The organism is Acidovorax sp. GW835-FHT14G06, from assembly GCF_058793595.1.
The window spans coordinates 366,237-384,446 of record NZ_JBXAGA010000005.1 but is presented as its reverse complement, the minus strand read 5'-3'; the positions used below and the strand labels follow the sequence as shown (position 1 = coordinate 384,446).

The window sequence follows — 18,210 nt, the reverse complement described above, 5'->3', positions numbered from 1 at the left end:
CCAACCCTGCTGACGGCAGTCCGCGTATTCAGTTCAGCCGGGCACCTTGTGTGGCACCGTGGCGCGTGCGCTGGTCATACTGCTTTTCGCGCGCCACATGGTCCTGCAGTAGCCGGTGACCCAGCGCGTTGGCATCGCGCTCGAGGGTGGCGCAATCGGACGCTGCGGGCATCTGGCGGATGGCCTGGTCGATGGCTTGTGCTGCGTCGCGCCCGATCTGCACATGGCCTTGCTCATGGTGGGACAGCGCCTGCACATACCGATCAAAAACTGCCCGCTGTTCCTGGCTGGCTGTCAGCAGCTCGGGCAGTTGCACTTCAGTGCGCAGCCGGGTCTTGACCTCGGTGATCGCACAGCGGCCCGAGGCTTCGCGCCACCAGCGGAAGGTCCAGCGCACGTTCCAGCGGGTGTAGCCATGAAAGCGCTGTCCACCCACCGAAATGGGGGTTGCAGCATGCAGGGCCTCGCGCAGTGTCTCTCCGGGCTGGGCGCGCACCACGTAGGGCCGCTGGGTGCTTTCTTCTTCGACGGCCGCGTGCGCTCCGCCTGCAGACAGCAGAAAGGCCACCACCCACCTCAGACGCGAGCAGGGCGGCATACGCGGCAGCACCGATGCAGTCAGTCGCCCCACGGCAGCATCAGCGTGAGCAGCGACAGCTGGTCGAACTCGGGTGCAAAGGCGTCGATGATCTGCTGCGGCTCGGGGCACAAAGTGGTGTCGGTGATCACGCCAAACTGGACGCCTCCACCGTAGCTCAGGATGGAGACACCGAGGCCAATGTCACCCGACTGCGGCACCCAGAACATGCACTGCGTGACACGTGAGCCACACAGTGTCAGCTGCTCCTTGGGCCCGGGCACATTGGTCATCACGGCCGTGGTCTTGCGGCCGAACAGGTTGAGCAGCGCATCCTGCGCAGGCTTGATCATCAGGCCCGCCACGGCCAGCATGGCAAATGCCAGGATGGGCTGGGTACTGCCCTTGAGCGCATTCATGCGCTTGCGCACCTCGTACACGCGCTCGACAGGGTTGGCCACGCCAATCGGCAGCACCAGCGGCACCAGGCCAAAGCGGTTGCCCAGCTTCCACGCCTCCTCCATGGGGCGCAGGTTGACCGGGATCATCGCGCGAATCTCCTGGCCCGTAGGGTCGTCTCCCTGGCTGCGCAGGTAGCCGCCGATGGCGCCCGCCACGCATGACAGCAGCACGTCGTTGATGGAGCAGTTGAGTGCCTTGCCGATGGCCTTGACCTCCTCCAGCGGGATCGGCGGGCACCAGGCCACGCGCTTGGCGCTGCCGGGCTGGCCCTTGAGGCGCGTGGGGGAGTCGTCGGGCATGAGCGCCAATGCCGCCGCATCGCTGACGAGCTGGTAGGCCACGCGGGCCATGTCCATGGTGCCGGCCAGTCCGTGGTGCATGGCCTTTTCCGGGTCGCCCAGCATCTGCAACGACTTGGCAGCGCTGTCGCCCGCCAGATCCAGGGCCTTGACGGTGAGGCCGGTGAAGGGCTTGATGAGTGCGTCGGCGATCCAGTCCTCGGCGGTGGCGCCGTCCTTGTCGGCCCGGGGTTTGCGTTTGGGGGGCTCGGAGCCGCCATCGACCAGCGACATGGTCACCGAGATGAGTGCAATGCCGTCGGCAATGCAGTGGTGGATGCGCACGATGAGCGCGCTACCCTTGGCGCCGTCGTCACCGACAAAGTCTTCGATCAGGTGCATCTGCCACAGCGGCCGGCGGGTATCTAGCGGCTGCATGGCGAGTTCGCCCACGCGGTCCTGCAGCGCGCGCTGCATGCTGTGGCCTTGTTGGTGGGGCAGCTTCTCACGCAGCACATGTGCGGCGATGTCGAAGTTGCGGTCCTCCACCCAGGTGGCGCCTGCGGCATCTTCCACCACGCGCTGGCGAAAGCGCGGGTACTGCAGCAGGCGCTGCTGCACGCGGTCGCACAGGGCCTCCCAGGTGATGCCGGGCGACAAGGTCCACACCCCGTTGATCATCATCAGGTTGCTGTGCGAGTCCATGCGCAGCCAGGCGGTATCGACCTTGCTCATGCGCTCGCCCGACAGGCCCAGCATGCCGGTGGCCGCGCGGCGCACGTTCTTCTGCACCACGGTGGCGGCCTTGCGGGCTGCGGGGGGCAGGGCCTGGGCGGCCTTGCGTGCCACCTCGGGGGCTTGGTCGCGCACCTTGCGCAAGGGGTTCTGACCAGTGCCGGGCGCGGCTTTGCGGGGGGCTGGAATGCGGGTCACCATCAGATGTACACCTGTTGTTTGATTTTTGGGGGCTTGCCTCTATGGATTGAGCGGCCCCGGGCTATGCTCAGCCCGTAAGATACAACGCAGCAAACCCTTGCCGACACCGTTCTTTCCCTCCCCCCACATATCCCAAGGAGCACACCGACATGGCCGACCTCAACGCCACCTTCGAAGCCGCCGTGGCCAATTCCAAGAACCTGAGCGAGCGTCCTGACAACGCCACGCTGCTCAAGATCTACGCGCTTTACAAGCAAGCCACCGCAGGTGACAACACCGAGAAGAAGCCCAGCTTCTCCGACATGGTGGGCCGTGCCAAGTGGGACGCCTGGGAAAAGCTCAAGGGCACGGGGGCCGACGAGGCCAAGCAACAGTATGTGGACCTGATCACCTCGCTGAGCTGATACGGTGTTCCTTCCAAAGAAAAAGGCGACCTCGGTCGCCTTTTTCTTTGGGTGCAAGGGTGCCTAACGCTGAACCCACCCCTTGGGCAGTCCCGCTTCCGGCGTCATGCCGTAGACCGGCTCTCCCGGCAGCCCCGCCTGCAGCGGCACGCGTGCGGCCATCAGGCGCTCCAGATCCACCCCCGTGGCAATGCCCATGGCTTCGAACATGAACACCAGGTCTTCCGTCACCACGTTGCCCGACGCGCCCGGCGCATAGGGGCAGCCGCCCAGGCCGCCCAGCGACGCATCAAAGGTTCGCACCCCCACGTCGTAGGCCGCCAGGCAGTTGGCCAGGCCCAGGCCCCGGGTGTTGTGCATGTGGGCAGCCCCGGCCTTGGCGCCCAGCTCAGCGCGCAGGCGCGTGAACAGGCGGCGCACCTGGGCCGGGTTGGCCATGCCGCTGGTGTCTGACAACCCCACCTCATCGGCACCAGCCTCGGCACACAGGCCTGCGAGCCAGATCACATCGTCTTCGGGCACCTCGCCCTGCAGGGTGCAGCCAAAGGCCGTGGACAAGCCCACCTCCACCAGCATGCTGCCGGGAGCCTGCGCGTCGCGCAGCCTGGCCACGGCACGCACTTCTTCGACCATGGCTTCGCGCGTCTTGCGCACATTGGCCAGAGAATGGGCGGCGCTGGCCGATACCGGCAGGGTGACCTTGTGCACCCCGGCCGCCAGCGCCGCCTCGGCGCCGCGCAGGTTGGGCGCAAGTGCCATCACGGTGATGCCGGGGTAGGTGAGCGCGTGGCGCACCACCTCGGCCACATCCGCCATCTGCGGCAGCAGGCGTGCGGGGACAAACGAGCCGACTTCGATCTCGCGCAGGCCCGCAGCCACCAGGGCGTCGATCCAGCGCAGCTTGTCCGCCGTGGGCATGGTGGCTTGCACGGACTGCAGGCCATCGCGCGGGCCGACTTCGCTGATGAGTATTTGGGGAGGCGTCATGGTGCTGGGCGGATGAAGCCGCTGAGGATAGCGCGCTGGCGCCACCAGAGGGTGTCTTGCGCTTTTGAACAAAGTGGCAGTTTGGACTGCCATACCGGCAAACAGCTCTGCAATATGCGGCAGATTGGGCGATTCCTATTGTTTTGGCGCTTCGGGACACTGCAGGGAGCCGTATCCATTCCCATTCGGAGACAAGCGCCATGCCTTCACACCATCATTTTTCCACCCGCTACCTCAGTGCCTCCGATGTCATCGACATGGTGCGGCGCAAAGGCGTCGAGGCCTGCCTGCACGGTATCGCCGACTACATCCATGCCGACTTTCTGCGCTGGGGCGCGTTCGATAAATCGGCGCGTGTGGCCAGCCATTCGCGCGACGGCGTGATCGAACTCATGCCCATTGCCGACAACCAGACCTATGCGTTCAAGTACGTCAACGGCCACCCCAAAAACACGCGCTGGGGCCTGTCCACGGTGATGGCATTTGGCGTGCTGGCCGATGTGGCTACGGGCGCTCCGCTTTTGCTGAGTGAACTCACACTCACCACCGCCCTGCGCACCGCCGCCATGTCGGCCGTGGCCGCCCGCGCACTTGCGCGGCCTGGCAGCCGCACCATGGCGCTGATCGGCAACGGCGCCCAAAGCGAGTTCCAGGCGCTGGCCTTTCACCACCTGCTGGGCATCACCACGCTGCGGCTGTTTGATACCGACCTGGCTGCCACCGCCAAGCTGCAGGCCAACCTGCAAGGCACGGGCCTGCGCATCGTGGTCTGCACCAGCTCCGCCGAGGCCGTGCGCGGCGCCGACATCGTGACCACGGTAACGGCCGACAAGACCAACGCCACCATCCTCACGCCCGACATGCTGGCGCCCGGCATGCACATCAACGCAGTGGGCGGCGACTGCCCCGGCAAGACCGAGCTGCATGCCGACGTGCTGCGGCAGGCGCAGGTGTTTGTGGAATACGCACCGCAAACCCGCATCGAAGGCGACATCCAGCAGCTGCCTGCCGACTTTGCTGTGACCGAGCTGTGGGAGGTGCTGGCAGGCCAATGCGCCGGCCGGGCCAGCGATGCGGCGGTGACGGTGTTCGACTCGGTGGGCTTTGCGCTGGAGGACTTTTCTGCACTGCGCTTCTTGCGCGATACCGCGGCCGAGCTGGGCATGGGCCACCCTATCGAACTCATCCCGGAGCTGTCAGACCCCAAGAACCTGTTCGGGCTGCTGCACACGCGCAACCCTTTGCTGCGCGCTGCTGCCTGACGCCTGTCCGGTCAGACTTTCTCAGTCTCGCCACACCACACTGCTGGCCGGATCGGCGCGTGTGGTGCGGAAATGGTTGGCTGGGTGCGTGGGGTCCGCCATGCCGAACGAGATGCCGCAGACGATGCTGCGGTCCTCGCCAATGCCCAGCGCCTCGCGCAGCACGCTGGGGTAGGACGCGAGCGCGGCCTGTGCGATGGAGCCCGCGCCCAGGCTGTGCGCGGCGAGCATGAAGTTGCTGACGTAGGCACCGCAGTCCACCGCACCATAGACGCCCAGTGCCTCGTCGCTGGTGATGATGGCCACGTGCGGCGCGCCAAACATCGTGAAGTTCTGCGCCGCCTGTTGCGCGGAGGCTTCGCGGTCGCCCTTGGCAATGCCCAGGGCTTCGTACAGGCCCCAGCCGCATTCACGCCGCCGCTCCTGGTACACGCCCCGGTATTCGCGGGGCCAGGGCAGGTCGGGCGCAGGCGCTGCGGTGGCCATGTGTGACTGCAGCGCAGCGCGCAGGCGTTCCAGCGTGGCGCCACTGGCAATGGTGAGCTGCCAGGGCTGCGCGTTGCACCACGAGGCCGTGCGTTGCGCGGTGGCCAGAATGGCTTCGATGGTGGCGCGCGGCAGCGGCTCGGGCAAAAAGGCGCGGCAGCTGTAGCGGGTGTGGAGCAGTGTGGAGAGGATGTCAAACGCCGGGCTGTGGGCGGCAGTGTCCGTGGCGGTGGATGTCATGGTGACGGCCCTGGTGGCTAAGCCTTCTTGGCTTTGGCGGCAGGTTTGGCCGCCGCCTTCGTGCCTGGCTTGTCTGTGCTTGCCTCGGCTGCGTGCTTCTTCTTGTCGGCAGTGGGCTTCTTGGCGCCGGGGTGGGGCGCATTGAGCAGGGCGTCGAGCTGTTCGCCAATTTCGGCCTCGATGCGGTCCTTGAACGCGCCGAACAGAAAGCCCAGCTGCGCCTTCATCTCGAACTGGTGCGCATCTACCAGCAGGGTACCCTTGACGCCCGAGCGGGTGAAGGTGAGCAGGTCTTCTTTCTCGCCCTCTTCGTAGGTGCATTCCATGTCGAATTTTTCTTCGGCCTTTTCGGCCCAGGAGAAGGCGACCTTGCGGGCTTCCTTGAAGCCGAGGCGGTGTTCGCGGTGGATATGAATGTCAGGCACCGGCTGTCTCCTTGAGGTGTTGGGGGTCAGGTAAAAGGGAGCGCAGCGCCTCGTGGCGCTCGGGTTGGGGCTGCTGCGTCAGTTGTCGTACGGCATCATAAAACCGGGGCCAGTGGCGGCCCTCGCGTTCAAACAAGGCCTCGAAGGCGGGCACCAGTTCATCGTAGGCGGCCTGGGCTGCAAAGCTGGCGTTGTTGGCCTGCGCCACCCAGCGGTCGTAGCCAGCCACCTGGGCCGTAGTGGCTCGGGGCGTGGTGCCTTCGGGCGCCTCCAGCCAGCGCGCACGCAATGCAGCATAGTCTGCGCGGAAGGTATTCATTGCTTCTATTTTCATAGCATTCAAGGCATGAACTTCTAGCGCTTGAAGCTCTTTTTGCTCATAAATAGCCGCCAGGCGCGTGCGGGTGGCGCGCGTGAGCGCTCGGAAGGCCCTGCGCCGTGCCTCGCTGGTGGCGTAGGCATCGCGCGCGGCGGGTGTGGACTGCGTGGCCAGCCACTGTGCCACGCCGATGCGCTCCACCGCTGTGGCAAAGGATTCGTTGAACAAGGTGTCGTTCTTGGCATAGACCACCTGGTGCGCCAGCTCGTGGAACAGCAGGCGCACAAAGTCGCCCTCGGGCCAGGCGATGAAGGTGGACAGCAGCGGGTCGCCACCCGCCCAGTTCATGTAGCCCAGTGTGGAGTACGCGGGCACGCCATACACCTCCACCTCCAGGCCCTGCGCGGCCAACTCCGCCGCCTCTGCCCTAGCGTCTGCCTCGGTGAAGTAGCCCCGGTAGCCAATGCAACCGGTCACCGGGAAACACCAAGTGTGCAGGGTGAGGGAGTACGGAGGTGCAGCCACCACATTCCACACGGCGGAGGGGCGCTTCAGGTCGGCATAACGGCGATAACTGGCGTTGTCGGGCAGGCCGAGGTCGGTCACCGCAAAGGCCCGCGCGCGTTGCGCCATCTGCAGCCGCTCGCGCAGGGCGGGCGCAATGTCTTTGCGCGCCACCCAGTCGTCGATGGCCTCTGCGGCGTGCATGATCTGCAGGTGCCCGCGCAGCGATTGCCAGTAGTAGCCTAACGCGTTGGTGGGGCCGGTGGTGCTGGCGCAGCCAGCCAGAACCAGGCAAAACATCAGGCTGAAAGTGGCCCGCAGGCGGGGAAGTGGCTGGCGCATGGAGTGCAGTTTATGGGCAGATCGAGCCCATTGCTCCAGCCCTGTCCGCAGCCTGGCTGTTGTGGTTTCTAGAATGCCGCGCATGACCCCTTTGACCTCTCCCGATCCTGCTCGCCAACCCGCGCTGGCCGACGGTCTGTTCGCCGACGAGGCCGGTTGCCCACGCTGCATCTGGTGCCAAGCCACGCCTTTCTATCGCCATTACCACGATCACGAGTGGGGCTTTCCGGTGGCTGACGATCGCAGGCTGTTCGAGAAGATCTGCCTGGAGGGCTTCCAGTCGGGCCTGAGCTGGCTCACCATCTTGAACAAGCGCGAGGGCTTTCGTGCGGCGTTTGCGAACTTCGACGCCGAGCAGGTGGCGACCTTCGGCCCCGCCGAGGTCGAGCGCCTGGTGCAGGACGCGGCCATCGTGCGCCACCGGGGCAAGATCGAGTCCACCATCAACAACGCGCGCCGGGCGCTGGAGCTCCAGCGCGAGTTCGGCTCGCTCGCACATTACGCGTGGCGCTACGAGCCCGCCGCCGCCGACCGGCCCGAGCGCATCACGCGCGAAGTGGCGCGCACCCTGTCCACGTCGCCCGCATCGATTGCCATGTCCAAGGACCTGAAGAAACGGGGCTGGAGTTTTGTGGGTCCCACCACGGTGTACGCCTTCATGCAGGCCATGGGGCTGGTGAACGACCATCTGGAGGGCTGCCATTCCCGCCAAACAGCGCTCGCGGCGCGGGCGGATTTTGTGGTGCCGCGCGGTTGATCGATCAGGCCTGCGCCACGGGCCGCAGCAGCCACAGGGCGGCCAGAGCAGCCAGGCCCAGCAGCGTAGTGAGCCACAGTGCGGCCGCCCCGGTGCTGTCCAGCAGCATGCCAAACAGCACCGGTGCAAAGGCCTGTGCCACGCGGGCCGGCACCATCATCACGCCCTGGCGGGCGCCATAGCCTGCGGGGCCAAACAACACCAGCGGCAGCGTGCCCTTGGCAATGGTCAGGATGCCGTTGCCCGCACCATGCAGCACGGTGAACACCGCTGCGGCAGGCCCGCCCAGCACCATCAGCAGGCCCGCGCCCACAGGGTGTGCGGCGGCTGCCAGCTGGGCCGACAGCAGCGGGTGCAGGCGGCGCAGAAAACCAAACTCCAGCAGGCGTGCCGCCACCTGTGCCGGGCCCACCAGCGCTGCCAGGGCCACTGCCGCCTGCAGCGACGTACCGCTGGCCTGCAGCAGGCGCGGCAGGTGGGCCGCCATGGCGGTGCTGGTGAACCAGGTGACCGCAAACACAAAGGACAGCAGCACGGTGGTGCGCAGCGGGTGTGCAGAGGCTGGCGTGTCGGATACGGCCGGTTCTGTGGTGGGCTTTGCGGGATCATCCACCGATGGTTGGTATGCTTTCTCGGCAGCGCCAGCGCGTGGCAGCCAGCCATTGAGCGGCACGCCCACCAGCAAGTGCAATGCGGCCCAGCCCGCGCACGCTCCGCGCCAACCCCACTGCGTCTCCATCCATGCCGACAGCGGCCAGCCCACGGTGCTGGCAAACCCCGCGATCAGCGTGATGCCGGTGATGGCGCTGCGCGCGCCCTGGCCGTACAGCCGCACCAGCGTGGCAAACGCCGCCTCGTACAGGCCCGAGCCCATGGCCACGCCCATCAGCACCCACGCGGCAAACAGGCCCACCGGGCCTTGCGCCAGGGCCATGCCCGCCAGAGCAGCTGCAAACAACAGGTTGGTGCCCACCAGCACCGGGCGGCCACCATGGCGGTCGATGGCTCGGCCCGCGAAAGGCCCGAGCAGCGCCGACACGATGAGCGCCACGGAAAACGCGGCGAACACCGTGGGAGTGGCCACACCCAGGTCGCGCGCCATGGGCGCGGCCAGCATGGCAGGCAGGTAGTAGGACGAGGCCCATGCCAGTGTCTGGGCCGTGCCCAGGCGCGCCACGGTCCAGCGTTGCGAGGCGGCGCTCATGCCGCGCGGTGCGCTACGGCGTCGGGGTGTGCGGTTGCCTCAGACACGCTGGCCCTGCGTGTTGACGACCACTTCGCCATCTTCCTTGGTGAAAGCGCCTTGCTGCGGGGCGGGCAGGATGTCCAGCACCTTCTCGGACGGACGGCACAGCCGCGTGCCCAGGGGCGTGACCACGATGGGGCGGTTGATGAGGATGGGGTGCTGCAGCATTGCGTCGATGAACTGCGCGTCGGTGATGCCCGGTGCGTCCAATTGCAGCTCGGTGAAGATCGCTTCCTTGGTACGCACTGCATTGATCACCGGCTCGCCCGTGGCTGCAATCAGAGCCACCAGCGTGGCACGGTCGGGCGGGGCTTTCAGGTATTCGATGACCTCGGGCTCCACGCCGCTGTTGCGGATCATGGCCAGCGTGTTGCGGGAGGTCCCGCATTGGGGGTTGTGATAGATGGTGATGGCGGTCATGGGACGCTGTGGATGGCTGACGGAATGGCGGTGGTTACGCGGGGGTTACGAATAGGCGGGTTGCTGGCGTGAAAGTTTGCCACTGTGCAGGGGCCAGCCTGGCAACTGCTCCAGCGCGTTCTGCAGTCGTCGGCCTGCATCGCCCAGCGCGTCGTCGTTGTGCACCTCCAGGCTGGCAGAGCCTGGGGGCGGTGTGTAGGCCATGGCGCGTTGCACGCGGGCCTCCACTTGCTCAGGACTCTCGCGGCCCCGCGACAGTAGTCGCTGGCGCAGCACCTGGGGGCTGGCGGTGATGTGCACCGCCACGAGGTCCGGGAAGCGCGCCAGGGCCTCAGGCAGGTAGGCGCGCGAACCATTGAGCAGCACCCAGTGGCCCTGCGCCAGCGGCGCCAGTTGAGCATGCCTAACGCCGTAGCCCAGGCCATTGGCCTCCCAGTGCAGGGCAAACGCCTGTTCCTGGCGCAACGCAACAAACGCCTTAGGCGACACACTTTCATGGGCTTCGCCGCCAGGCATGGCGGCACGGCTGATGGTGCGCTGTGCCCAGTGCACGGGGCACGGGGTGGGCAGGTGTGCCCGCAACCAGTCCAGTAGGCTGTCCTTGCCCGCACCCGAGGGCCCCATGCAGTAGATCAGTCTGCCGGTGGTCATGCGCCCATCTCCAGGTGGTCCAGCAGCACAAAGTCGGCGCCGGGCGTGGGCTCTGCAAAAAGGGCCAGGCTGTTGAATTGGAGGATGGGCAGGTCCGAGAAGAATTCCTGTGCGGCATCGAACACTAGGGCCTGCGTTGGCGGGTCCACCTGCGCCAGGCTGCCAGTGAGGGACATGTGGAAGCGGAACTCGTCCAGCACAAACGGATAACCCCATTGCTGCAGCAGGGCGTCCTGCCGGGCGGTGAGCCCCGCCGCGCGGCGCCGGGCGAGGTCGGCGTCGGACAGCGGTGCTGCCAATGGCTGCAGTGCCGTCACGCAGGTGGCAGCGGTCTCCTGGATCTGCGCATTGGCAGGGTGCAATGCCGGCGGCACCAGTGCCAGGAAGTCGTCGATGCGTTGCACCTGTAGCGGCGGCAGTACAAAAGGTTCCAGCCCGCGCGCCAAGGCCTGCACGGCCTGGTGCAGCGTGATCCAGTCGGTGCCGGACGCCAGTGCAAACGGCGCCTTGAGTGTGGCGTGCCAGCCGTAGCGGCGGGGTGCAGCGGTCAGCCGGTGCAGGTCGTCAGCGGCGACGCCTTCGATGGCGAGTTGCTGCAGGGGCTGCAGCAGCGCGGCGCAGCGTCCCAGCCAGTGGCTACCCGCCAGCCAGCCCAGGCTGCCAGGGTTGGGAGCGAAATAGACCGCATAGCGGTGGTGGGAGGAGGGGGGCGTGTCAGGGGTGTTCATCGTGGTCAATGGTCAGTTTCACGCGGTCGCCCGCAAACCAGGCGCGCGCCCATTCGATGGGCGTGCCCGCCAGGTCCACGTTCAGGCTCTCCACCTGCAGCACGGGGCGTGACGTGGGCTGGCGCAGTTGTGCAGCCACTTCGGCACTGGGCAGCTCGGCGGTGATGCGGCTTTCGCGGCGGGTGTAGTCAGCCACACCGTGGGCGGTGAAGCCTGCAGTGATGGAGCCCGTCTCGCGCACCACGGTGGCCAGGTTCTCAAAGCGCGGCAGAGGGAAGTAACGCTCGCTCACATGGAGGGGCTGGCCTTCAGCCTCACCCCGCACACGCAGCGCCAGCAGCGGGCTGCGCGATGGCACCTGCAATGCCTTGGCCAAGGCAGCGGTGGCCCGCGTGGTCTGCGCCTGCAGCACCACCAGGCTGCCGCGCAGGCCCGCCTGCGCCAGGCCCTGCTGGTGGCGCGTGCGTTTACCCAGCACCAGGTCCACCGCAAAGTCTTCGACATAGGTGCCACTGCCCTGCGTGATGCGCACCAGCCCCTGGCTGCACAGGCTGGCGAGAGAGCGGCGGATGGTGTGGCGGTTCACGCCGAACTGCTCGGCCAGTGCGTGCTCCGAGGGCAGGCGCTGGCCTGGTGGGTAGACGCCGCTGCCAATGGCTTCGGCCAGTTCAGCGGCAATGCGGGTCCAGAAGCTGTCGCGCGCAGGGCGCAAGGACGGTGCGGGTGCGACCTGCAATGCGGACGAGAGAGAGGTAGTGCTGGCTGTCATGAAACCTACATGCGCGCTCTTTAAGCTGGCGCCAGTTGTTCAATTTGTCTATACAACTTTCAGGGTACCACTTCCATGTTTCAAGCCTTTGACAACCCGGGGCCAGATCGCCCCCTGGGTCGCGCGCAGTGGATGGCGCTGCTGGCCCGGGCGCCGCTGGGGCTGCTCGAATCCGCGTTGCAAGAGCATGCCACCCGTCCCGCAGGGTGGCTGCGTGCACCCGAGACCGGTCTGATGATGGTGCAGGGCCGCGCCGGTGGCACGGGCGAGCGCTTCAACCTGGGCGAGGTCACCGTCACCCGCTGCGCGCTGCGCGTGGCGAATTCATCGGATGCCACAGAGGCTACTGTGGGCGTGGCCTACGTGCTTGGCCGCTCGCACCGCCAGGTGCAGTTGGCGGCCCTGGCCGATGCGCTGCTGCAAGACCCTGTGCAGCAGCCGGTGTTGGACGCTCAATTGTTGGAGCCGATCCGCACGCATCTGCGCCACACCCAGGCCGAGCGCCAGGCGCGTGCTGCCAGCACCAAGGTGGACTTCTTCACCGTGGCGCGCGAAAGTGGTTCCGACAACGAGGAGGAGACCGAATGAGCACGACCTCTTTGGCATCGCTGGGTGCCGGATTTCCGAATGAGTCCTTTGGTAGCCAGGCAGTGTTCCGCGCGGTGCTGCAGGCGCTCTCGCACCCCGGCCGCACTGTGGCGGTAGAGCACGACGCGCAGACCCCGGCTGTGGCGCATGCCGCATCGGCTGCCGTGCTGCTGGCGCTGCTCGACAGCGACTGCACCTTGTGGCTCTCGCCCCGCCTGACGGCCAGCGATGCGGGGGCGTGGCTGCGCTTCCACACGGGCTGCACCTTGGTGGCCGACGCTGCGCTGGCCCGATTTGTGTGGGTGGCGCAGGGCGACGCCCTGCCTGCGCTGCACTGCCTGGCCCAGGGCAGTGACATCTACCCCGACCAGTCGGCGACCTGCGTGGTGGACGTGGCACGTACCGCCGCAACCACGGTAGACGCCCCTGGGGCATGGCAGTTGCGCGGACCTGGCATCCAGGACGTGGCGGCTTTGCAGGTGGACGGGTTGCCCGACGACTTCGAGACCCAGTGGGCGGCCAACCACGCAGTGTTTCCGTGCGGTGTGGATGTGTTGTTGGGCTCGGCGGGCCACATCGTGGGATTGCCGCGCACAACGCGGGCGACGCGCGGTGCTGCCGCCCTTCAGGAGGTCTGAGCATGTACGTAGCCGTCAAGGGCGGAGAAGCCGCCATTCTCAACAGCTACCAGTTGTTGGCCCGCCAGCGCCGGGGCGATGTCTCGCAGCCTGAACTCTCGGTAGCGCAGATCCGCCAGCAGCTCAAGCTGGCGGTGGACCGCGTCATGACCGAGGGATCGGTGTACGACCCTGAGCTGGCGGCCCTTGCCATTAAGCAGGCGGCGGGCGACCTGGTGGAAGCCATCTTTTTGCTGCGCGCCTACCGTGCCACGCTGCCGCGCCTGGGCACCACCTGCCCGCTGGACACCAGCCGCATGGCACTGGACCGGCGCATCTCCGCCACCTTCAAGGATCTGCCCGGCGGGCAGGTGCTGGGCCCCACCTACGACTACACCCAGCGCCTGCTGGACTTCAAGCTGCTGGCCGAAGGCACGGTGACGCCTCCTGCCGCTGCGGCAGCTGCGGTGCCACCCGGACCCACGCAGCGCGTAGTGGACCTGCTCAACCAGGAAGGTTTGATCGAGACCCGCCCCGTGCCCCCTGGCGACCCCGCGCCCACGGACCTGACCCGCGAGCCACTGCGCTTCCCCGCCAACCGCGCCACACGCCTGCAAAACCTTGCGCGCGGGGATGAGGGCTTTTTGCTCGCCATGGCGTATTCCACGCAGCGCGGCTATTCCCACTCGCACCCCTTTGTGGGCGAGGTGCGGCTGGGCACAGTGGCGGTGGAGATCGAACCCGAAGAACTGGGCTTTGCCATCGACATCGGTGACATCGAGATCACCGAGTGCGAAATGGTGAATCAGTTTGCAGGCAGCAAGAGCCAGCCCCCGCAGTTCACGCGCGGCTATGGACTGGCGTTTGGCCACAGCGAGCGCAAGGCGATGGCCATGAGCCTGGTGGACCGCGCCCTGCGCGCCGATGAGTTGGGTGAGCCGGTCGAGTCCCCCGCACAGATGCAGGAGTTTGTGCTGGGCCACAGCGACAGCCTGGAAGCCTCGGGCTTCGTGCAGCACCTGAAGCTGCCGCACTACGTGGACTTTCAGTCCGAGCTGGAGCTGGTGCGCAAGATGCGCGCCGCTGCCGCCCACCCTGCAACCCCTTTGGAGGAAGAAGCCCCATGAACGCACCCATGGAACCCGCCGTGATGGGCCTGCCTGCCGACGCAGCACCGGTGGACGGCCACTTCAACTTTGCCTACCTGGACGAGCGCACCAAGCGCATGATCCGCCGCGCCATCCTGAAGGCGGTGGCGATCCCCGGCTACCAGGTGCCCTTTGGCTCCCGCGAAATGCCGCTGCCCTATGGCTGGGGCACGGGCGGCATCCAGGTCACCGCGTCCATCATCGGCCCGCAGGACTGCCTCAAGGTCATCGACCAGGGCTCGGACGACACGGTCAACGCGGTCAACATCCGCCGCTTCTTTGAGCGCACCACGGCGGTGGCCACCACCACCCGCACGCGCGAGGCCACGCTGATCCAGACGCGCCATCGCATCCCCGAGACGCCGCTGGCCGAAGGCCAGGTCATCGTCTACCAGGTGCCGGTGCCCGAACCCATGCAGCGCCTGGAACCGCGCGAGACTGAGACGCGTACGCTGCATGGCCTGGCCGAGTACGGGCTCATGCACGTCAAGCTCTACGAAGACATCGCGCGCTACGGCCACATTGCCACCACGTACGACTACCCCGTGTTGGTGAACGGGCGGTACGTGATGGCGCCGTCGCCCATCCCCAAGTTCGACAACCCCAAGATGCACATGAATCCCGCGCTGCAGCTGTTTGGTGCGGGGCGCGAAAAGCGCATCTACGCCGTGCCGCCTTACACGCCGGTGGAGAGTCTGGGTTTTGAGGACCACCCTTTTGAAGTGCAGCGCTGGGACGCTGCCTGCGCGCTGTGTGGCGCCACCGACAGCTTTCTGGACGAAGTGATTACCGACGACCAGGGCGGGCGAATGCATGTGTGTTCCGACTCGGACTATTGCCAGGAGCGCCAGGCGCAGCAAGCCGAATCAGCGCAGGTGGAAGGCGGCGCCGCATGAGCACCGTGCCCATTCGCGAAGCCCGGCGCGATGACCTGGAGAAGGTGCTGGCCCTGTATGCAGCCATTGAAGACAGCCCCGCAGATGTGTTGACCCTGGACGAAGCCCAGGCCGTTTGGGCCCAGTTTGCGCGCTACCCCAGCTACCGCCTGTGGGTGGCCTGTGACCCTGCGCAGCACGATGCAGTGGTGGGCACCTATGCGCTGCTCATCATGCATAACCTGGCCCACCGGGGGGCGCCCTCGGCCATCGTTGAAGACGTGGTGGTGGCACAGGACCAGCAGGGCCGTGGCATTGGCCGCCGGATGATGGCCCATGCGATGCAGCAGGCGCGCGAGGCGGGCTGCTACAAGCTCGCGCTCTCGTCCAGCGCCCGCCGCAAGGGCGCCCATGCCTTTTATGAATCCCTGGGCTTTGCGCAGCATGGCCTGAGCTTTGTCGTCGAGACCCTCACATGAACCACCCCGAACCTGCTGCGCCGCTGCTGAGCGTGCGCAATGTCAGCAAGCGCTACGGCGACCGCGTGGCGCTGCAAGGCGCGTCCTTTGACCTGTGGCCTGGCGAGGTGCTCGCCGTGGTCGGCGAGTCGGGCTCCGGCAAGTCCACGCTGCTCAACGCCATTGCGGCGCGCAGCGCTCCGGACGAGGGTACGGTGCAGTTCCGCCAGCGCAGTGGCGAGCTGCAGGACATCTATGCCATGACCGAAGCGCAGCAGCGCCTGCTGGCCCGCACCGACTGGGGCTTTGTGCACCAGAACGCCGCTGACGGCCTGCGCATGGATGTATCTGCCGGCGCCAACGTGGGCGAGCGCCTCATGGGCCTGGGCGAGCGCCACTATGGCCGCCTGCGCGCCACGGCCACCGAATGGCTGCAGCGCGTGGAGATCGACGCGGCGCGCATCGACGATGCACCGCGCACGTTTTCTGGCGGCATGCGCCAGCGCCTGCAGATTGCGCGCAACCTGGTCACCCAGCCCCGCCTGGTGTTCATGGACGAACCCACCTCGGGCCTCGATGTGTCGGTGCAGGCGCGCCTGCTGGACCTGCTGCGCCAGCTCACGCGGCAGATGCAGTTGGCGGCCATTGTAGTCACGCACGACCTGGCCGTGGCACGCCTGCTGGCCCACCGCATGGTGGTCATGCAACGCGGCCGCGTGGTGGAGGCCGGACTGACCGACCAGGTACTCGACGACCCGCAACACCCCTACACCCAGCTCCTCGTTTCTTCGGTACTGCAGCCATGAACCAACCTTCCATTGCGCCCATTCTCCAGATGCAAGGGGTGGCCAAGCGCTTCACCCTGCACCACCAGAACGGCATTGAACTGCCCGTGCTCGCCCACGTGGACCTGGCCGTGCAGCCCGGTGAATGTGTGGTGCTTGACGGCCCCTCGGGCATGGGCAAGAGCACGCTGCTCAAGATGATCTACGCCAACTACCAAGTCAATGCAGGGAGCATCACCGTGCGCTCGGCCGATGGCGCCGTGGTGGATGTGACACAGGCCACGCCGCGTGCGCTGGTGCAGCTGCGGCGCGACACCGTGGGCTATGTGAGCCAGTTCCTGCGGGTCATCCCGCGCGTGTCGGCGCTGGACGTGGTGGCCGAGCCACTGGCGGAAGACGCCGGCGACGACCCAGCGGGCATCGAGGCCGCACGCGAGACCGCCCGGCAGTGGCTGACCCGCCTGCGCATCCCCGAGCGGCTGTGGCACCTTCCGCCCGCCACCTTCTCGGGCGGGGAGCAGCAGCGCATCAACATTGCCCGCAACATGATCAAGCCCAAGCCGTTGCTGTTGCTGGACGAGCCCACCGCATCGCTCGATGCAGCCAACACCGATACCGTGATCGCCATGATCCGCGAGGCGGTGGCGCGCGGGGCGGCCCTGGTGGGCATTTTTCACGACGCCCAGGTGGGTGCAGCCGTGGCCACGCGCCGCGTGAACGTGGGCGACTTTCGGGGGGCATCAGCATGACCGCGACCGTGTTCAAGAACGCCCGCATGGTGCTGCCGGGCGAAGTGGTGCGGGGCAGTCTGCATATGGATGGTGGGCGCATCACGTCGGTGGACGGCGGTGGCACATCCGCCCTGCAGGGCATTGACATCGGCGGTGACTACCTGCTGCCCGGGCTGGTGGAAATCCACACCGACAACTTCGAGCGCCACCTCATGCCGCGCCCCAAAGTGCAATGGGCCGAGATGCCTGCCTTGCTGGCGCACGATGCCGAGATTGCGGCCGCAGGCATCACCACGGTGCTGGATGCACTGGGTGTGGGCGAGGCCGATGTGGACAGCCTGCGTGGCAGCGCCTGGAACCGCGTGCTCGACACCATCGGCACCTGCACCGAGCGCAACCTGCTGCGTGCCGACCATCACCTGCATGTGCGCTGCGAGCTGCCCGCGCCCAATACCATCGACCTGTTCGAGCCGTTCCACGGCCACCCGCGCCTGTCGTTGATCTCTCTGATGGACCACACCCCGGGCCAGCGGCAGTGGGAGAACATTGAGCAGGCGCGCACCTACTACACCGGAAAAAAGGGCTGGAGCGCCGAGAAGTTCGAGCGCCAGGTGGCACATGCTGCCACGCTGCAGGCGCAGTACGCCGAGCCGCACCGGGCGTACTTTGTGGACTACTGTCGCACGCACGGCATCTCGCTGGCCAGCCACGACGACACCACGGTGGCGCATGTGGAGCAGGCCCATGCGGAGGGCGCGGCGATGTCGGAGTTCCCCACCACGTTGGCAGCTGCCCAGGCGGCGCATGAGCGTGGCTTGCTCACCGTGATGGGTGGGCCCAACGTGGTGCGCGGCGGATCGCACTCGGGCAATGTAGCGGCGTCCGATCTGGCGCGGCTGGGGCTGCTGGACATCCTCTCGTCCGACTATGTGCCTGGCAGCCTGCTGAGCGCGGTGATGCGGCTGGTGCATGACGACATCCTGCCCCTGCCACAGGCTGTAGCCACGGTCACCCGCAACCCGGCCAAGGCGGCAGGCATGGCCGATCGCGGCGAGCTAGCACCGGGCCTGCGCGCCGACCTGGTGCAGGTGCACATGGCTGAGTTACCCGACGGTGGCCGCCAGGCCGTGGTGAGGGGTGTTTGGCGCGAAGGGCAGCGCGTGCTGTAGACCGCGCTCTGACATCCAAACTTCTCCCAACTGTCAAAGCACTGTC

The 18,210-nt window shown here is 66.8% G+C and carries 22 protein-coding genes; 11 read left to right on the top strand and 11 right to left on the bottom strand.

All coding sequences use genetic code 11. From position 1 onward, the window contains the following. Positions 1–28: 28 nt before the first annotated feature. Together AC1Q64_RS11215 and AC1Q64_RS11210 are read right to left on the bottom strand one after the other, a co-directional pair. Entirely contained in the window at positions 29–568 is a 540-nt protein-coding gene (locus AC1Q64_RS11215; protein ID WP_492251378.1) for a DUF922 domain-containing Zn-dependent protease, read from the bottom strand. A 50-nt stretch (positions 569–618) separates the two neighbouring features. After that, positions 619–2,253: a wax ester/triacylglycerol synthase family O-acyltransferase gene (locus AC1Q64_RS11210; protein ID WP_492251377.1), complete on the bottom strand. Its 1,635-nt coding sequence runs from the start codon at positions 2,251–2,253 to the stop codon at positions 619–621. A 149-nt stretch (positions 2,254–2,402) separates the two neighbouring features. Here AC1Q64_RS11210 and AC1Q64_RS11205 point away from each other — a divergent pair, with 149 nt between their 5' ends. Further along, positions 2,403–2,657 carry an acyl-CoA-binding protein gene (locus AC1Q64_RS11205; RefSeq protein ID WP_055397012.1) on the top strand — a complete coding sequence of 85 codons (255 nt, stop codon included), beginning with the start codon at positions 2,403–2,405 and terminating at the stop codon, positions 2,655–2,657. A gap of 63 nt (positions 2,658–2,720) precedes the next feature. Here the strand turns inward: AC1Q64_RS11205 and AC1Q64_RS11200 are convergent, their stop codons facing one another. Next, positions 2,721–3,644, bottom strand: coding sequence for a hydroxymethylglutaryl-CoA lyase (locus AC1Q64_RS11200; protein ID WP_492251376.1), 924 nt, complete (start codon positions 3,642–3,644; stop codon positions 2,721–2,723). 200 nt (positions 3,645–3,844) lie between these two features. On the opposite strand from AC1Q64_RS11200, the gene ocd reads away from it, so the two are divergent. Beyond that, positions 3,845–4,906, top strand: a complete 1,062-nt coding sequence (ocd, locus tag AC1Q64_RS11195) for an ornithine cyclodeaminase (RefSeq protein ID WP_492251375.1) — start codon at positions 3,845–3,847, stop codon at positions 4,904–4,906. Positions 4,907–4,927: 21 nt separating this feature from the next. Here ocd and AC1Q64_RS11190 read toward each other — a convergent pair whose 3' ends face one another. From AC1Q64_RS11190 to AC1Q64_RS11180, 3 genes are read right to left on the bottom strand one after another with little or no spacing between them, the layout of a single operon-like run. Further along, positions 4,928–5,632, bottom strand: a complete 705-nt coding sequence (locus AC1Q64_RS11190) for a nitroreductase (RefSeq protein ID WP_492251374.1) — start codon at positions 5,630–5,632, stop codon at positions 4,928–4,930. Positions 5,633–5,649: 17 nt separating this feature from the next. After that, the gene (locus tag AC1Q64_RS11185) at positions 5,650–6,057 is read right to left on the bottom strand and encodes a polyhydroxyalkanoic acid system family protein (protein ID WP_492251373.1); all 408 of its coding nucleotides are present in this window, start codon (positions 6,055–6,057) and stop codon (positions 5,650–5,652) included. Continuing rightward, the gene (locus tag AC1Q64_RS11180) at positions 6,050–7,222 is read right to left on the bottom strand and encodes an aminopeptidase (protein WP_492251372.1); all 1,173 of its coding nucleotides are present in this window, start codon (positions 7,220–7,222) and stop codon (positions 6,050–6,052) included. The genes AC1Q64_RS11185 and AC1Q64_RS11180 overlap by 8 nt, the downstream gene beginning before the upstream one ends. 82 nt (positions 7,223–7,304) lie before the next feature. Between AC1Q64_RS11180 and AC1Q64_RS11175 the strand changes: the two genes are divergently transcribed. Then, a complete protein-coding gene (locus tag AC1Q64_RS11175) occupies positions 7,305–7,979 on the top strand; it encodes a DNA-3-methyladenine glycosylase I (RefSeq protein ID WP_291438357.1) in 675 nt (224 codons plus the stop codon). Between the two features lie 4 nt (positions 7,980–7,983). Here AC1Q64_RS11175 and AC1Q64_RS11170 read toward each other — a convergent pair whose 3' ends face one another. From AC1Q64_RS11170 to phnF, 5 genes are read right to left on the bottom strand one after another with little or no spacing between them, the layout of a single operon-like run. Further along, entirely contained in the window at positions 7,984–9,183 is a 1,200-nt protein-coding gene (locus tag AC1Q64_RS11170; RefSeq protein WP_492251371.1) for an MFS transporter, read from the bottom strand. Between the two features lie 39 nt (positions 9,184–9,222). After that, positions 9,223–9,645 (bottom strand): arsenate reductase (glutaredoxin), encoded by a 423-nt coding sequence (gene arsC, locus AC1Q64_RS11165; protein ID WP_492251370.1) that lies wholly within the window; start codon positions 9,643–9,645, stop codon positions 9,223–9,225. Positions 9,646–9,690: 45 nt separating this feature from the next. Beyond that, positions 9,691–10,296: a phosphonate metabolism protein/1,5-bisphosphokinase (PRPP-forming) PhnN gene (gene phnN / locus AC1Q64_RS11160; RefSeq protein ID WP_492251369.1), complete on the bottom strand. Its 606-nt coding sequence runs from the start codon at positions 10,294–10,296 to the stop codon at positions 9,691–9,693. Next, the gene (locus AC1Q64_RS11155) at positions 10,293–11,024 is read right to left on the bottom strand and encodes a DUF1045 domain-containing protein (protein WP_492251368.1); all 732 of its coding nucleotides are present in this window, start codon (positions 11,022–11,024) and stop codon (positions 10,293–10,295) included. Before AC1Q64_RS11155 ends, phnN begins: the two co-directional genes overlap by 4 nt. Further along, positions 11,011–11,793: a phosphonate metabolism transcriptional regulator PhnF gene (phnF, locus tag AC1Q64_RS11150; RefSeq protein ID WP_492251367.1), complete on the bottom strand. Its 783-nt coding sequence runs from the start codon at positions 11,791–11,793 to the stop codon at positions 11,011–11,013. The genes AC1Q64_RS11155 and phnF overlap by 14 nt, the downstream gene beginning before the upstream one ends. Positions 11,794–11,868: 75 nt before the next feature. Between phnF and phnG the strand changes: the two genes are divergently transcribed. Genes phnG through AC1Q64_RS11110 form a run of 8 tightly spaced genes read left to right on the top strand, consistent with a single transcriptional unit; the run spans position 11,869 to position 18,164 of the window. Then, complete coding sequence (gene phnG / locus AC1Q64_RS11145; RefSeq protein ID WP_492251366.1) at positions 11,869–12,381, top strand: phosphonate C-P lyase system protein PhnG; 513 nt, start codon at positions 11,869–11,871, stop codon at positions 12,379–12,381. Next, a complete protein-coding gene (gene phnH, locus AC1Q64_RS11140; RefSeq protein ID WP_492251365.1) occupies positions 12,378–13,019 on the top strand; it encodes a phosphonate C-P lyase system protein PhnH in 642 nt (213 codons plus the stop codon). Before phnG ends, phnH begins: the two co-directional genes overlap by 4 nt. 2 nt (positions 13,020–13,021) lie before the next feature. Then, entirely contained in the window at positions 13,022–14,125 is a 1,104-nt protein-coding gene (locus AC1Q64_RS11135; protein WP_492251364.1) for a carbon-phosphorus lyase complex subunit, read from the top strand. Next, positions 14,122–15,042 carry an alpha-D-ribose 1-methylphosphonate 5-phosphate C-P-lyase PhnJ gene (locus AC1Q64_RS11130; RefSeq protein ID WP_291438185.1) on the top strand — a complete coding sequence of 307 codons (921 nt, stop codon included), beginning with the start codon at positions 14,122–14,124 and terminating at the stop codon, positions 15,040–15,042. The genes AC1Q64_RS11135 and AC1Q64_RS11130 overlap by 4 nt, the downstream gene beginning before the upstream one ends. Next, positions 15,039–15,500, top strand: a complete 462-nt coding sequence (locus AC1Q64_RS11125; RefSeq protein ID WP_492251363.1) for a GNAT family N-acetyltransferase — start codon at positions 15,039–15,041, stop codon at positions 15,498–15,500. Before AC1Q64_RS11130 ends, AC1Q64_RS11125 begins: the two co-directional genes overlap by 4 nt. Continuing rightward, a complete protein-coding gene (gene phnK / locus AC1Q64_RS11120) occupies positions 15,497–16,285 on the top strand; it encodes a phosphonate C-P lyase system protein PhnK (protein ID WP_291438187.1) in 789 nt (262 codons plus the stop codon). Before AC1Q64_RS11125 ends, phnK begins: the two co-directional genes overlap by 4 nt. Then, on the top strand, positions 16,282–17,013 hold the full coding sequence (phnL, locus tag AC1Q64_RS11115; RefSeq protein WP_492251362.1) for a phosphonate C-P lyase system protein PhnL: 732 nt from the start codon (positions 16,282–16,284) through the stop codon (positions 17,011–17,013). The genes phnK and phnL overlap by 4 nt, the downstream gene beginning before the upstream one ends. Further along, a complete protein-coding gene (locus AC1Q64_RS11110) occupies positions 17,010–18,164 on the top strand; it encodes an alpha-D-ribose 1-methylphosphonate 5-triphosphate diphosphatase (protein ID WP_492251361.1) in 1,155 nt (384 codons plus the stop codon). Before phnL ends, AC1Q64_RS11110 begins: the two co-directional genes overlap by 4 nt. Positions 18,165–18,210: the final 46 nt, after the last annotated feature.

Coding starts and splice junctions, on each gene's coding strand:
- AC1Q64_RS11210 (WP_492251377.1), bottom strand. CDS start 2,253: ATGGTGACCCGCATTCCAGCCCCCCGCAAAGCCGCGCCCGGCACTGGT.
- AC1Q64_RS11205 (WP_055397012.1), top strand. CDS start 2,403: ATGGCCGACCTCAACGCCACCTTCGAAGCCGCCGTGGCCAATTCCAAG.
- AC1Q64_RS11200 (WP_492251376.1), bottom strand. CDS start 3,644: ATGACGCCTCCCCAAATACTCATCAGCGAAGTCGGCCCGCGCGATGGC.
- ocd (WP_492251375.1), top strand. CDS start 3,845: ATGCCTTCACACCATCATTTTTCCACCCGCTACCTCAGTGCCTCCGAT.
- AC1Q64_RS11190 (WP_492251374.1), bottom strand. CDS start 5,632: ATGACATCCACCGCCACGGACACTGCCGCCCACAGCCCGGCGTTTGAC.
- AC1Q64_RS11180 (WP_492251372.1), bottom strand. CDS start 7,222: ATGCGCCAGCCACTTCCCCGCCTGCGGGCCACTTTCAGCCTGATGTTT.
- AC1Q64_RS11175 (WP_291438357.1), top strand. CDS start 7,305: ATGACCCCTTTGACCTCTCCCGATCCTGCTCGCCAACCCGCGCTGGCC.
- AC1Q64_RS11170 (WP_492251371.1), bottom strand. CDS start 9,183: ATGAGCGCCGCCTCGCAACGCTGGACCGTGGCGCGCCTGGGCACGGCC.
- arsC (WP_492251370.1), bottom strand. CDS start 9,645: ATGACCGCCATCACCATCTATCACAACCCCCAATGCGGGACCTCCCGC.
- phnN (WP_492251369.1), bottom strand. CDS start 10,296: ATGACCACCGGCAGACTGATCTACTGCATGGGGCCCTCGGGTGCGGGC.
- AC1Q64_RS11155 (WP_492251368.1), bottom strand. CDS start 11,024: ATGAACACCCCTGACACGCCCCCCTCCTCCCACCACCGCTATGCGGTC.
- phnF (WP_492251367.1), bottom strand. CDS start 11,793: ATGACAGCCAGCACTACCTCTCTCTCGTCCGCATTGCAGGTCGCACCC.
- phnG (WP_492251366.1), top strand. CDS start 11,869: ATGTTTCAAGCCTTTGACAACCCGGGGCCAGATCGCCCCCTGGGTCGC.
- phnH (WP_492251365.1), top strand. CDS start 12,378: ATGAGCACGACCTCTTTGGCATCGCTGGGTGCCGGATTTCCGAATGAG.
- AC1Q64_RS11135 (WP_492251364.1), top strand. CDS start 13,022: ATGTACGTAGCCGTCAAGGGCGGAGAAGCCGCCATTCTCAACAGCTAC.
- AC1Q64_RS11130 (WP_291438185.1), top strand. CDS start 14,122: ATGAACGCACCCATGGAACCCGCCGTGATGGGCCTGCCTGCCGACGCA.
- AC1Q64_RS11125 (WP_492251363.1), top strand. CDS start 15,039: ATGAGCACCGTGCCCATTCGCGAAGCCCGGCGCGATGACCTGGAGAAG.
- phnK (WP_291438187.1), top strand. CDS start 15,497: ATGAACCACCCCGAACCTGCTGCGCCGCTGCTGAGCGTGCGCAATGTC.
- phnL (WP_492251362.1), top strand. CDS start 16,282: ATGAACCAACCTTCCATTGCGCCCATTCTCCAGATGCAAGGGGTGGCC.
- AC1Q64_RS11110 (WP_492251361.1), top strand. CDS start 17,010: ATGACCGCGACCGTGTTCAAGAACGCCCGCATGGTGCTGCCGGGCGAA.